This window comes from Acidianus infernus (assembly GCF_009729545.1).
Taxonomy (GTDB): Archaea; Thermoproteota; Thermoprotei_A; order Sulfolobales; family Sulfolobaceae; genus Acidianus; species Acidianus infernus.
The window spans coordinates 1,072,440-1,085,093 of the sequence record NZ_WFIY01000004.1; the positions used below are offsets into that span (position 1 = coordinate 1,072,440).

At 34.4% G+C, this 12,654-nt stretch carries 9 protein-coding genes and 1 pseudogene; 7 read left to right on the forward strand and 3 right to left on the reverse strand.

Annotated features, from left to right (window positions below):
* The first annotated feature begins 2 nt into the window (after positions 1 to 2).
* The 3 genes from D1867_RS06440 (at position 3) to speB (ending at position 4,427) form a co-directional block, all read left to right on the forward strand.
* Positions 3 to 1,688: a hydantoinase B/oxoprolinase family protein gene (locus D1867_RS06440; RefSeq protein ID WP_155863268.1), complete on the forward strand. Its 1,686-nt coding sequence runs from the start codon at positions 3 to 5 to the stop codon at positions 1,686 to 1,688.
* Positions 1,689 to 1,832: 144 nt separating this feature from the next.
* On the forward strand, positions 1,833 to 3,464 hold the full coding sequence (locus D1867_RS06445; protein ID WP_155863269.1) for an APC family permease: 1,632 nt from the start codon (positions 1,833 to 1,835) through the stop codon (positions 3,462 to 3,464).
* Positions 3,465 to 3,473: 9 nt separating this feature from the next.
* Positions 3,474 to 4,427, forward strand: a complete 954-nt coding sequence (speB, locus tag D1867_RS06450; protein WP_155863270.1) for an agmatinase — start codon at positions 3,474 to 3,476, stop codon at positions 4,425 to 4,427.
* Here the strand turns inward: speB and D1867_RS06455 are convergent.
* Together D1867_RS06455 and D1867_RS06460 are read right to left on the reverse strand one after the other, a co-directional pair.
* Positions 4,416 to 5,498 (reverse strand): DUF917 domain-containing protein, encoded by a 1,083-nt coding sequence (locus D1867_RS06455; protein WP_155863271.1) that lies wholly within the window; start codon positions 5,496 to 5,498, stop codon positions 4,416 to 4,418. The genes speB and D1867_RS06455 overlap by 12 nt on opposite strands.
* Before the next feature lie 189 nt (positions 5,499 to 5,687).
* Positions 5,688 to 6,956, reverse strand: a complete 1,269-nt coding sequence (locus D1867_RS06460; protein WP_155863272.1) for a M20 family metallopeptidase — start codon at positions 6,954 to 6,956, stop codon at positions 5,688 to 5,690.
* Positions 6,957 to 7,114: 158 nt separating this feature from the next.
* On the opposite strand from D1867_RS06460, the gene D1867_RS06465 reads away from it, so the two are divergent.
* From D1867_RS06465 to D1867_RS06475, 3 genes and pseudogenes are all read left to right on the forward strand, one after another.
* A complete protein-coding gene (locus D1867_RS06465) occupies positions 7,115 to 8,500 on the forward strand; it encodes an MFS transporter (RefSeq protein ID WP_155863273.1) in 1,386 nt (461 codons plus the stop codon).
* 33 nt (positions 8,501 to 8,533) lie between these two features.
* Positions 8,534 to 8,827, forward strand: a complete 294-nt coding sequence (locus D1867_RS06470; protein WP_155863274.1) for a cytosine permease — start codon at positions 8,534 to 8,536, stop codon at positions 8,825 to 8,827.
* A 282-nt stretch (positions 8,828 to 9,109) separates the two neighbouring features.
* Positions 9,110 to 9,940: pseudogene (locus tag D1867_RS06475) on the forward strand (cytosine permease).
* A gap of 66 nt (positions 9,941 to 10,006) precedes the next feature.
* On the opposite strand, the gene D1867_RS06485 reads toward D1867_RS06475, so the two are convergent.
* The gene (locus D1867_RS06485) at positions 10,007 to 11,140 is read right to left on the reverse strand and encodes an MFS transporter (RefSeq protein WP_162309155.1); all 1,134 of its coding nucleotides are present in this window, start codon (positions 11,138 to 11,140) and stop codon (positions 10,007 to 10,009) included.
* 171 nt (positions 11,141 to 11,311) lie between these two features.
* On the opposite strand from D1867_RS06485, the gene D1867_RS06490 reads away from it, so the two are divergent.
* Positions 11,312 to 12,550 carry a metal-dependent hydrolase family protein gene (locus tag D1867_RS06490; RefSeq protein WP_155863277.1) on the forward strand — a complete coding sequence of 413 codons (1,239 nt, stop codon included), beginning with the start codon at positions 11,312 to 11,314 and terminating at the stop codon, positions 12,548 to 12,550.
* The last annotated feature ends 104 nt before the right edge of the window (positions 12,551 to 12,654 follow it).

A 12,654-nucleotide genomic window follows, 5' to 3' on the forward strand; every position in this document is an offset into this window, starting at 1 on the left:
GTATGGTAGATATATTTACCTTAGAAATAATCAAAAATGGACTAATCGCAGCATCGGAAGAAATGTTTTATGCCTTCCAAAGAACTGCTAAAAGTCCCGTAATTTACGAAGTATTAGATTACGCAGTAGGGATAACTGATTACGAAGGAAGAGGCTTAGTAGCTCAGTCCCCTGGAGTTCCAGGCTTCTCGGGTGTTCTAGATTTCACAATAAGGGAAGTACTGAATAAATGGAAGAATGAGTTAAACCCTGGAGATATAATAGCCACTAATATACCATATTCTGGCGGTACGCATTTAAACGACGTGGCGTTGGTAATGCCAGTTTTTTATAAAGACGAGTTACTTGGTTTCATTGTAAATAAAGGTCATTGGAGTGAAATAGGGGGCATGCATTTCGGTAGTTGGACTTCTGATGCAAATGAAATCTTCCAGGAGGGATTGCAACTTCCCAGTATTAAAATATATGTAGAGGATCGTCCTAATCGAGACGTAATAGATATCATTAAGGCTAACTCTAGATTACCAGAAGCAACTTTAGGTGATATGGAAGCTCAGATAGGTTCTATGAAAGTTGCAAAAAAGAGGATTGACGAGTTAGTAAGAAAATATGGAATTAAAGCAATAAAGGAAGCAATGGAAAAATTAATAGAAGATGGCGAGAAATTAAGCAAATTAAGACTTAAAGAATTACCTAAAGGAACCTTTGAGGCAGAAGATTATATTGACGATGACGGAATAAACGATAACCCAATTTATGTGAGAGTAAAGGTAACAATAACAGATGACGAGTTCATAGTTGACTTTACTGGGAGTTCTAACCAAGTAAACGGCTCAATAAACTCTCCTTTACCCGCTACAGTATCAGCAGTAAGAGAGATTTATATGGCAGTTACAGATCCTCATGCTTTACCTAATGCTGGATATTTTAAGCCTTTGAAAATTATAGCACCAGAAGGTAGTATATTTAATCCTAAAAAACCTGCCGCAACTTCAACCTATTGGGAATCAATGTCTTATGCTACTGATTTAGTATGGAAAGCCTTAGCTCCACATGTTCCAGAAAAATTATCGGCTGGGCATTTCTTATCAATATTAGCTACAATAATAGGTGGAATTGACGATAGGACTGGAGAACCTTTTGCTATAGTTGAACCTCAACCCGGTGGCTGGGGAGCTAGCTATAATTCTGATGGTGAAAGTGCACTAGTAGCCAGCGGTGATGGAGAAACATATATTGCTTCAGCTGAAGTTTATGAAAACAGAATGCCAATATTAGTAGATAGAATAGAATTAAACATAGAGGACGGCGTGGGTCATGGTAAGTATCGTGGAGGATTTGGAATAATTAAAGACTATATTATCTTATGTAAAGAGGCCTACTTTACAGTTTCAATAGGAAGATACAAATATACTCCTTGGGGTGTAAACGGAGGTATGAATGGGCCTCCTAATTATTGCGTAGTATATAAGAAGGGAGAAAAACCTAGAATTATAAGAAAAGCTGCTGCGTTAAAACTGGAGTATGGCGATAAAATAAGCTTACACAGTGCAGGTGGTGGAGGCTGGGGAAATCCTGCAGAGAGAGACCTTAATCTTATATTAAATGACATAATTAATGGATATATTTCCATAGATACTGCAGAAAAAGTATATAAATTTGACAAAAACTTACTAAAAGATATATAAAAAGTTATAAACGCCATTTTTATTAACATCAATACATAAATCTTATAGTTATTTGATAATACTAACTATGTTAGAATAAAAAGTTTTTAAACGATACATTGGAAATCTTTATAAGCTGTTTTAAAAGCCTAATATTGAGATAAGATGGTAGATACAAATAGGATTAGTAAAAATATGTTTCTAAGGGAATCTTCGGGATTAGTAAAAGAATTTGGATTAAAGGATATTGCATCGCTTAATTTATCTAACCTACTTTTTGGAATTGGGTTAATATACATTATAAATGACGGATATCTTTTCCCTAATGGCTCAATGATATTAGGTACAGCTATTATGGCGTTACTAGGAATATTCCCAGCTATAGTTTACGGAATGCTGACTCATGCAGTAGGTAAAACGTATAGCGACTATGTAACGGTAGCGAGAAGTTCGCATCCAGCATTAGGTACTGCTATAGCTATTTCTACATTATTTTGGGCATGGCTATGGGCTGCAACATTTGTTTACTTCTTTATTACTTACGCATTACCAATAACGTTAACAGAAATAGGATACTTTTTAGGGATACCAAGTTTAATAAATATATCAACCCAACTAACGACCACACCATATATTCTAGGTCTAGGAATATTAACGATAGTAGCGTTTATTTTTATAGCAGTAAGAAGTAATAAAGCTTTAATGAACATTGTAACAATATCTATAGGCTTAGGTACGCTTGCTAATATTATAGTAATAATATCCCTACTTATGGTCTCTCATTCTCAGTTTGTTAATATTTTCAATTCCTACGCGGCTCATTTTGTTTCTAACACCAATTATTACTCGTATATTATCTCAGAAGCTCAAAAACTGGGTTATTCCTCTACTTCCTTCTCTTTCTATTGTACTTTAGGGATAGTTGGTCTTGCCGCATGGACTTTCCTATACGTTTCTGTCCAACAATATGTGGCCGCAGAAATTAAAGGAAGGACAAAAATAAGCCTTTACGGTACTCTAATACCGTTAGCCATATCTGGTATAATATCAATTTTGACAATAGTTCTCTTTATAGATAAAGTTGGACTCACATTCATCAACAGCATCGATTATCTAGCAAATACCGATCCCTCGGCTTATTCATTACCTGTATCTCCATCGTATTTCTATCTAGCTTCTATAATTGCTAATTATATTAATCCTGCTTTATCTATATTAATTGGAATAGGATTCATAACATGGAATTTCGCCCTAATACCATTTAACTTTTTGATCGGCTCAAGAGTAGTCCTGGCATTAAGCATGGACAGACTTTTACCAGGCTTTTTCGGCTCAGTGAAGGAGAATTGGCATACTCCATATGCTAGTCACATTATTAACGGATCGCTTATGATAGTTATGATTATAGTATATTCGACCGTAGGTAGCTCTTTACTCTCACTTAATGCGGTTTTTGGAAACATATTAGCATGGATAATAGAAGCATTAGTTTTCATATTTTTACCATTCCTACGTAAGTCTAATATGTTAATTGAAGGAACAATCATCGAAAAGTGGAAAATAGGCGATCTTCCAGTCTTCTCTATCGCTAGCATAGGATGGCTAGCAACTTTAGGTTTAATAGCTTACTTATACTTAACCAATGCAAGCTTCGGAGTTAACGGAATACCTTCTTTAGTTACTGTATCCCTAGTTACAGTAGGTGGTGCAATATACTATTTCCTTGCCAAGTTAATAAGAGAGCGTAAAGATAACATAGATTTAAGTCTGTTATTCAAAGAAATTCCTCCAGACTAGTGAGATACGATGAGTATTCAATATTTACCTAAATCTGGATTATACGCATCAACTGGTTTAAACACTTATGCAAGACTAGAATACACTAAAGACATTAGTAATGCAACCATTGCAATAATTGGAGTACCATGGGATGACTTAGCGACAAGTAGGCCTGGCACAAGATATGGTCCACAAGGCATTAGGAATGCAAGTAGTTTCATATTGCCAAATAGGAAATATAATTATGTACTTGATATTAATCCTTTTGAAGTAGCCAAAATAGTGGATTACGGAGACGTTGAAGTACATGCAGGATACATAGAAGACATGTTTAATGAGGTTGAAAAAGAAGTAAAGGAGATGTTAAAGAAAAATTCTAGTGTAATCCCTGTTGTTCTAGGAGGAGATCATTCAATCTCATTACCAGTAATTAGGGGTTTAAGTTCCAAGTACAAGAAAGTAGCAGTAGTTCATGTAGATGCCCATCATGATAGTTTGGATATCCTATACGGTAAAAAATATGATCACGGAACGATATTTAGGAGAGGCGTAGAAGAAGGAGTAATAATTGGAGAATCTTCAGTACATTACGGTGTTAGAGTTTTTTCAAGTAAAGAAGACATGGAAAGCGTGAGGGCACTAGGGTATGACTTATTAACAATGAAGATAATAGATGAAGAAGGTCTATCTAAAACTGTAGAGCAGCTAAAAAGAAAGGTAGGAGACCAGCCAGTTTATTTGTCAATAGATATAGACGTGATGGATCCAGCATATGCACCAGGAACTGGTTATCCAGATCCAGGAGGATTAACAAGTAGAGAGATTCTAGAATTTGTAAGAAAATTATATGGATTAAATATTATAGGCATGGATGTAGTTGAAGTTTCACCTCCATATGATGTAGCAGAGATAACGTCAACTTTAGCAGCATCAATAGTTTTTGAGGGACTTAGCATAATATCTAAAAACTTAAAGAAATAATTTCTTTTTACTTGCCAAAGGAGAGTAATCTATATCGTAGCCAAATGCCTTAGGTCCTACATATTTTAATGCTTTTTCAGTCTTGAGCTTTTCGTGTGCTGGAATGCCAACTACAATAACTTTTTGTCCGTACTTTACTCTATCAGTAGTAATAGGCTTTAGACTAAATAAGTCAAGTAAGCTTATTATATCCGGAGCAGAAGTAACAACGCTCTCATTAATAATTGCAATAATAAATTCATTCTGAAAATGTATACGTAAATTCATATTTTTATACTCGTCTAATCCCTCTATTAATACATAACCTTTACTGAATCCTTTATCTAACCCCTTCCATACGTCAGCTATCTTACCCTTGAACAATATTACTCCGTGAAGCTTATCTAGCACCTCATCTAGTTTATGTTCGTTAAGTAGTTCTCCTATTTTAATTGATAAACTAAGAGTATTGGGAATATATGAGGTTGCGTAGTCCCTTAAGCTCATACCGTAAGATATTACATATGAACTTCCACCATACCTTAATGTAACAGCTCTAGCTATTCTTTCCGACCATAACCCATCTATTCCATAAATTACGGACACATTATCTCTTTCGTCAACAAGCACTAATGGTGAAGGACTTATACCATAAATGTAAAACGTAGTCATTTGTAACTCTGGAAATGCCCTTCCCATTCCGTCTCCATCTAGTACTGGTATTCCAGTCTTTAGAGAGGAAATTAAAGGAGTAATGGAGTTCTCTCCTCCTACCTCTACTGGAGTTATATAACTTATATTTTTGCCCGTTACGCTAATATACGTTCTTATCGCCCTTAAAACTTCGTTACCGTTTGGAGGTTTTTCTATTGATATTGTGGTTGCCCCCATCATTGCAGTAGATACTAGATACTCATTTTTACTCAACTCATTGATTCCAATTATTATTTCTACATTGGTCTTCCTTTTTTCAAGTTCATTTTTTAGCATGGAAACTCCAATATAAGGATCTCCTCCGCCTCCAGATCCAAGTAAAGAAGATCCAATTGCTAAATTATTGATATCGCCTATCTTTAGCCTATAAGTCTCCATATGTAGTTCTTTGATGCTTTATAAAAAATTTTATGTGTTTTTCTTTTCAAACAATTATTAAAGAGTTTAATTTTACACGTAAGTTTTTTACGCATGACATAAAAAGTAATGATAGAATTTTCGGTAAGTATTAAATATATTTAAGTCGGCAAAATCCGCTATAAACGTTTATCTAGCAACTAACATGCCTCAATTCAGCATTCCGTATTTCTTACCTAGCAAATATAACGTAAGTGATAGGACTTTAATTGAATTTAATAGGTCTGCGATATTAACATATTCATCTGTAGCGTGAGCAAGTTCTATTTTTCCGGGACCGTAATTTACCGCTGGTATACCCTCATAATGAGTAAACCTCATATCAAAAGTCGCAGCAAGTAGTCCAATTTTAGGCTTAACGTTTAGAACTGAAGTTATAGCCTCACTAAGACTTTCGTACAAGGGGTTTTTAGTGTCCTCAACTATCGTATCTACGGCGTAATACTCGTCGTATTCATATTTAAATTCAGGGTCTCTTGCCTTCTTACTCTCTAGAATGTTTATTATCTCCTTTCTTGCATTCTCCAATTTTTCCTCAGGAATTAGACGCCTTACGAAACCGAACGTGCATTCGTCTGCTACCATGTTAACCCAGTCACCGCATTTAATTTGGCCTACTATTAAACTTGGGCTCTTCACATTAGAAGGAATAATGTTGTACTTAGTCCTCTTGTTAGATAACTTATCTTGCAAGGAATAAAGCTGAGTAAGTACTTCTGTGGATTTTCTAATCGCGTCTATACCTAATTGGGGAGATCCTCCGTGAGCCTTCTTTCCCAAGATTTTTATAAACCCCCATAGAGATCCCCTATGTCCATTACATATGTTCTCTACGCCGCTGGGTTCAGTAAAAATTACGTAGTCCGTGTTAGATTTTGATAAATATCCTTCCCTTATAACAAAGTATGTTCCGGCGTTTTCGTTGCCTACTGTTTCTTCATCGGGAACTAAAAAATGCCTTATTTTAAAAGCTTGATCGACATTTACTATCTTCTTTAGGACTTCTACAGAATATATTTGTGCAACTATCCCGGATTTCATGTCAGAGGCTCCTCTTCCGTATATTCTGTCATTAATTACTACCGCATCATAAGGATTTACTGACCATCCTTCTCCTGCAGGTACTACATCATAATGCCCATTAAATGCAATGGATAGTTTACCTTTACCGGTGGTTGCTATTAAATTAGGTCTATCGCCATAGCCTAGTTTAGCTAACTTTGGAAGCTCTGCATTTGGAACTTTTATAACTTCTGTTGAATAACCTAACGAACTTAACCATTTACTTGCATATGTTACAAATTCATTATAGTTTAGACCAGGAGGATTTTCTGTTGGAATTTTAATTAGCTGCCTAAGGTTATCTATAATTTCTTCCTTATATTCATTTACAATTTTATCTATTTTATCCAATATCATTCTAAATCAAAGAAAGAAAGAGACTATTGAATATTAAAGTTAATGTTTTCGTAGTTTTGTTAGTCTTAGAATGTGCTCTTATTCTGTTTAAATTTCTTGTATAATGTACAACTCGATCGATCTCAATATTTAAATACAGTATAAGATGTCTAAACTATATGGCATCTGTTAAAGGTAACCTTGAAATATATATAGCTAGATTAGATAGGTTACCAGGCTGGGGATTAAGTTACATAATATTTTGGGCTTTGGGATTTAGTTTCTTCATTACTTTATACGACGTAATAAATGTGGGATTTGCATTACCTTATATACCATTTATAACTTCTAACTCAGAAGCGTCATTAGTTGCATCTTTAGGACTTTTCGGATACGTTGTTGGAGCTCCAATATTTTCCTTTCTTTCGGATAGAATAGGAAGGAAACCAGCAATGGTCTTTACTTCTTTCCTCATAGCTATAGGAAGCTTTGGTGACGCTTTCTCTGTTAATTTTCCTATGTTGTCATTATTTAGATTTATAACTGGAATGGCAATAGGTGCAGATCTAGTTCTAGTAATGACATACATAGCTGAGATGTCGCCTGCAAAGAAGAGAGGTATATATTCCAATATTGCGTTTATAGCAGGTTATGCTGGACTCGGTATAGGCCCATATATAGCAGCCGAAGTAGTAACTACTATACCTAATATAGGTTGGAGAATAGTTTTCATGATAGGCGGTATATTAGCAGTAGGAGCACTGCTAATAAGGGCATATGCACCAGAAAGTTTGAGATTTTTAGCATTTCACGGAAAACTTGAAGAAGCTGAAAAACTTATCTCTACTATGGAGGAAATTTCAATGAAAAGATACAAAATTGACAAATTACCCGATCCAATTATAATGAATTATAAGCCACCAAAAGAAAACCCTTTAAAAATATTATTGAAACCAATATATTTAAAAAGGCTTATAGTGCTGTTTCTTTTATCCTTCTGGTTTTACTTTATAGATTATCCTTTCCTAGTATTAACTCCTACATGGTTGAAAGCAAATTTAGGCTATTCGTCTTCTCAGCTAAGTTATGCAATATTCTTATTTGGATTATCTGGATTAGGAGTAATATTAGGTTCAATTATTCTGAGATTTTTTATAGATAGATACGATAGAAGGAAGCTCGCAATAGTAGATGCGTTATTTTATATGATAGGTGCAATAATAATGTCAATAGGCGCTGTAGGCCATAATTTCACTACCTTCTTTATAGGTTCATTCGTTGCTGAAACTATAGGAGTAGGCTGGTTTAACGTGTACTACCTCCTAGACGTTGATAACTTTCCAACAATTGCTAGAGCAACTGGATATTCTCTAACCGACGGAATAGGACATTTAGGAGGAGCTTTAGGCTTATTATCACTTTTACCATTAGCCAACAGTTTAGGTAATATAAGTGTCTGGGGAATTTTATGGATTCCTGCACTCATCATGGGTGGACTTACGTTAATTTTTACTCCTAAGACTACTGGATTTAGACTTGAAGAAGTTAATGAAAATAAAATATAAAAACGAAAATTACTTTCTTAAGTGAGATGAAATATGGAGAAGAAAAACGAGTTTGATAGATTACTGTGGAATCCAGATATAGCTCCAGCAAAAGTTAAAAACTGGGGATATTTACCTTTACTCGGAGTTTGGGCTAGTATAGCAGCACCTAATTCAATGTTGGTAGGAAGTGTAGGGATTCTTTTCGGATTTAATATAATCCAAGTGATACTAATTTCTCTTTTAGGTGATTTAATAACTCTCATTCCATTAATTATACAAAGTCACGGTGCAGTAAAATATGGATTAGCAGAGCCTCAGCTTGACAGAACAAGGTTTGGAATATAGGGTACTTATATACCTTCATGGATTAGCTAATAATAGAATTATGGTTTGCACCACGATGATAATAATAAACGTTCCCCAGAATAGACAAGGAAAATTTGAGACTAGAATTTCAGGGGTAACCGCTGAATACTTAGATAATAAATAAGTTTTACCTTCAATCTCTAGTGCTATTCCTACAGTTGCCTCAGTAATTAGGAAAGTTTGAACTCAGAAGAAGCCCATTGCAACAAAAAATCTAAACCAATTAAAGCTTCACCTTCATTAAGAGTGTTAGGTTATGCAATGCCGATAGTTTCGATAATATCCCTAACAGCAACCTTTTTGTATTTCGTTTCCCTTTATCCTAAGGCGTTAAGTATAGCTTTTAACCAATCTTTTAAACCTATAAACTTCAATGATCTTCCAATATTTCTCATATTTCTTACTTCTAATATTCACGCCACACAAATTATTAGTTGGCCCGATATAATGAGGTTCGGAAAATCTTTCAAGCATATGTTAGTAGGGCAAGTAGGCTTACCGATATTTTATACTCTCGTAGTAGCTTACGGCGCGATAATGTCTGCAATAACTAAGGTAGTAACAAACAGCGTGACATATGACCCGAGCCTATTGGTGGTAAGATTCATTACTGAGCCATTAATAGCAATTTTAATACTCTTAGCTTATTCATTTACGATGCTTAATACTAATATTTTCAGTAACGTGGTTCCACCAGTTTATGATTTGAACAATACATTCCCTTCAAAGCTTAGCTGGTATAAGGGAACTATAATAGTTACTTTACTTGGAATAATGATAGGTGCTTGGTCATTATACTTGAAAGGAGCATACGTTTATTTTAGCACGTAGATAGATGATATTTCAGGCTTATTAGGCCCAATATCAGGAATAATAGTAGCTGATTACGCCATATTGAAAAAATTTAACATAAAAGTAGAAGATGTATATAAAAAGCTTGGAGAATACACTTACTACAAAGGTTTCAATATAAACGCCATTATTACTCTTATTATATTTATATCATTTTTAATAGTGTTCGAACCACTTTATGGACCTAAAATACTAATTCTTGAGTTGATGAAAGAGCCTCATGGATTTCCGGGTTTTTAATATTATTGGGAACATACTTATTACTATGCAAGATAATGGATAGAAAAATAATAAAATAAAAAGAAACTAATCTTTTTTACCATTTTTATGTCTAATAATTACTGCTAATAGGAGAGAAATAAAACTAGGAAGAGCTATAGCTAATAGGCCAGCTCTTTCAAAACCATAGCTCTGTACAAGCAATCCCATTAAAGGTGCGCCGAATATAGCTCCAATATTAAAAGTGAGAAACATGAAGCCGGTAACGGAGCCTACTACCTCGTCTGGAACTATATCTTGTGAGAAGGATATTACGCTGACTATTAAACCGCCGTATCCTGCTCCCCAAGCGATAGTAAGTAAAACCATTTGTAAATATCCTGTATAACCTATAAATAATCCTATTGACGCTAAAGTCAATATTGCACTACTTAAGATTAAACTTATTTTTCTACTTACCTTGTCGCTTAGAAGAGCTATTGGAAGTAGAAAAGCTAATTCTCCCAATCCGTTCATTGAAGCTATTATTGTAGCTTCAGACTTGCTCAAATTTATGCCGTATAATAAGTAGTCAGAATAATACCCTAAGAATGCAAATAAAGCTATACCAAAAGATAATATAATTATACTTAGAATTATTGTATTTAAATTTATAATTTTCCTAATATCTATCCTTTCTCTTACCTCTTCCCTATAGTTAACTGGAACGAAATAAAAGAACAGTGCCAAGCTTATTATTGACATAATTCCAGAGATTAAAAATGGCAAGCTAAAATTAGGTAAGAAAGGCGATATTACGTAAGGTGCTACAAATAGCCCTATTCCAAAGGCAACACTATTAGCTCCAATTCTTAAAGCTCTTGTAGTATTTAGCAAATCTCCTGCAAAAGCCGCAGTTGCTGGTTGAAAGATTCCGACTCCTACGCCTACTAAAAACCTATAAATTACTAGTTCTATCCCATTTGAGACGTATCCAGTTAATATAGTAAATATTGTAAAAAGCCCTACTGCAGATACTATAACGTATTTGGGTGATATTTTATCAAACAAATATCCTCCTACCATGCTAAAAACTGCTATACCTATTGCAAATACTGAGGCAGTTATGCCTATATATGACTGGCTTATCTTAAGCGTATTTATTATGTACGGAGAAGCGAAAAAGTATAATTCCGAATCATAGGCTTCAAGAAACCAAGGTATTAATGCAAGAATTATCATTAATATATAAAATTTTCTATTTTTTCGAACTAAATTCTTAACCGATTCGCCATTCCTCATAACAGATCGTATAATATAAAATTGACCTAAATTTAAATATTTATCATCAATTCCTTACCAATTACTTAAAATATAAAAAATATATATAAGCATGTAAAAGTGGTTATAATTATGCAATATGACATTGCAATAAAAAACGGGAACGTATTTACCGGTACAGAGCTCATAGGTAAAATGAATATTTATATAACTAATGGTAAGATATCTAAAGTTTCTAAAGAGGATCTTAATGCAAAACAAGAAATAGATGCTAAAGATATGTTAGTAATGCCAGGTTTAATAGATGCGCATATGCACATATCGGGGCTTAAGGGTGGTAGTTTATTAAAAATTATGTTTGAAAAACCAGAATATAGGGCACTAAGAGCTACTAAATGGTTAGAGAAACTACTATTGGCTGGATTCACCACGGTGAGGGATTGCGGAGAACCTATAAGTATCTCTTTAAAAAGAGCTGTCAATGAAGGATATATAAAAGGACCTAAAATTATAGCATCAGGGAAGCCAATAACTCAAACCTTCGGTCACGGAGAGTTCAGCCATGATATACCTTTAGAATTTTCGATTTCTCTAGGATTTTCAGAAATATGTGATGGGACCGAGTCGTGTATTCATGCAGCCAGAAAAGTATTAAGGGATGGGTCCGATTTTATTAAAATATTTGCGACTGGAGGAGTATTGTCTCAAAGAGACCGACCAGATATGCCACAATTATCTTTTGACGAAATAAGAGCAATAGTTAATGAGGCAGAAAAAGCTGGAACTTACGTTGCAGCTCACGCTCACGGAGATAAAGGAGCAAGAATTGCTATAGAGGCTGGAATAAAGACATTGGAACACGGAAGTTTACTTAAAGAAGACACATTAAAGCTAATGCTAGAGAAAAACATCAGCTTAACGCCTACGCTGACCATTACCGAAATTATATATAAATATGGCAAAACAATAGGGGTTGACGAATGGGGATTGGAAAAAATTATTGAGGTTAGAGAGAATTTGCACAAAGTATTGAGAAAGGCAAAAGAGCTAGGAATAACTATTATAACCGGTACTGACATGGGCTTTGAGACCGGTTTGGAAGATTACGATATAGGTAAAAATTGGACTGAGATATTACTTCTAACTGAAGTGGGCGGTTTATCTAATGAGGAAGCCTTAAGAGCTGCAACGTATAACTCTGCTGAAGCATTGGGATTAAATTCTGGTTTAATTGATGAAGGAAAAGATGCTGACATAATAGTTATAGACGGGAATCCTTTAGAAAATATTAAGGATGTAGCTAAAGTGACTCACGTGATAAAACAAGGTAAATTAGAAGTTTTAGATAGTAAAATAATTAATAATTATTAAAATTTACATTTAGTTTCTATCTTATTTTCATCCATGTATATTGACAAGCTCTTGACCGCAGTAATAAGGATAAATTTTTGATATCGCAAGATATTTAGTCTAAA

What these genes read in the sequence shown, in the direction of transcription:
- D1867_RS06440 (WP_155863268.1), top strand. Translation starts at nt 3, where the DNA reads ATGGTAGATATATTTACCTTAGAAATAATCAAAAATGGACTAATCGCA.
- D1867_RS06445 (WP_155863269.1), top strand. Translation starts at nt 1,833, where the DNA reads ATGGTAGATACAAATAGGATTAGTAAAAATATGTTTCTAAGGGAATCT.
- speB (WP_155863270.1), top strand. Translation starts at nt 3,474, where the DNA reads ATGAGTATTCAATATTTACCTAAATCTGGATTATACGCATCAACTGGT.
- D1867_RS06455 (WP_155863271.1), bottom strand. Translation starts at nt 5,498, where the DNA reads ATGGAGACTTATAGGCTAAAGATAGGCGATATCAATAATTTAGCAATT.
- D1867_RS06460 (WP_155863272.1), bottom strand. Translation starts at nt 6,956, where the DNA reads ATGATATTGGATAAAATAGATAAAATTGTAAATGAATATAAGGAAGAA.
- D1867_RS06465 (WP_155863273.1), top strand. Translation starts at nt 7,115, where the DNA reads ATGGCATCTGTTAAAGGTAACCTTGAAATATATATAGCTAGATTAGAT.
- D1867_RS06470 (WP_155863274.1), top strand. Translation starts at nt 8,534, where the DNA reads ATGGAGAAGAAAAACGAGTTTGATAGATTACTGTGGAATCCAGATATA.
- D1867_RS06485 (WP_162309155.1), bottom strand. Translation starts at nt 11,140, where the DNA reads ATGATAATTCTTGCATTAATACCTTGGTTTCTTGAAGCCTATGATTCG.
- D1867_RS06490 (WP_155863277.1), top strand. Translation starts at nt 11,312, where the DNA reads ATGCAATATGACATTGCAATAAAAAACGGGAACGTATTTACCGGTACA.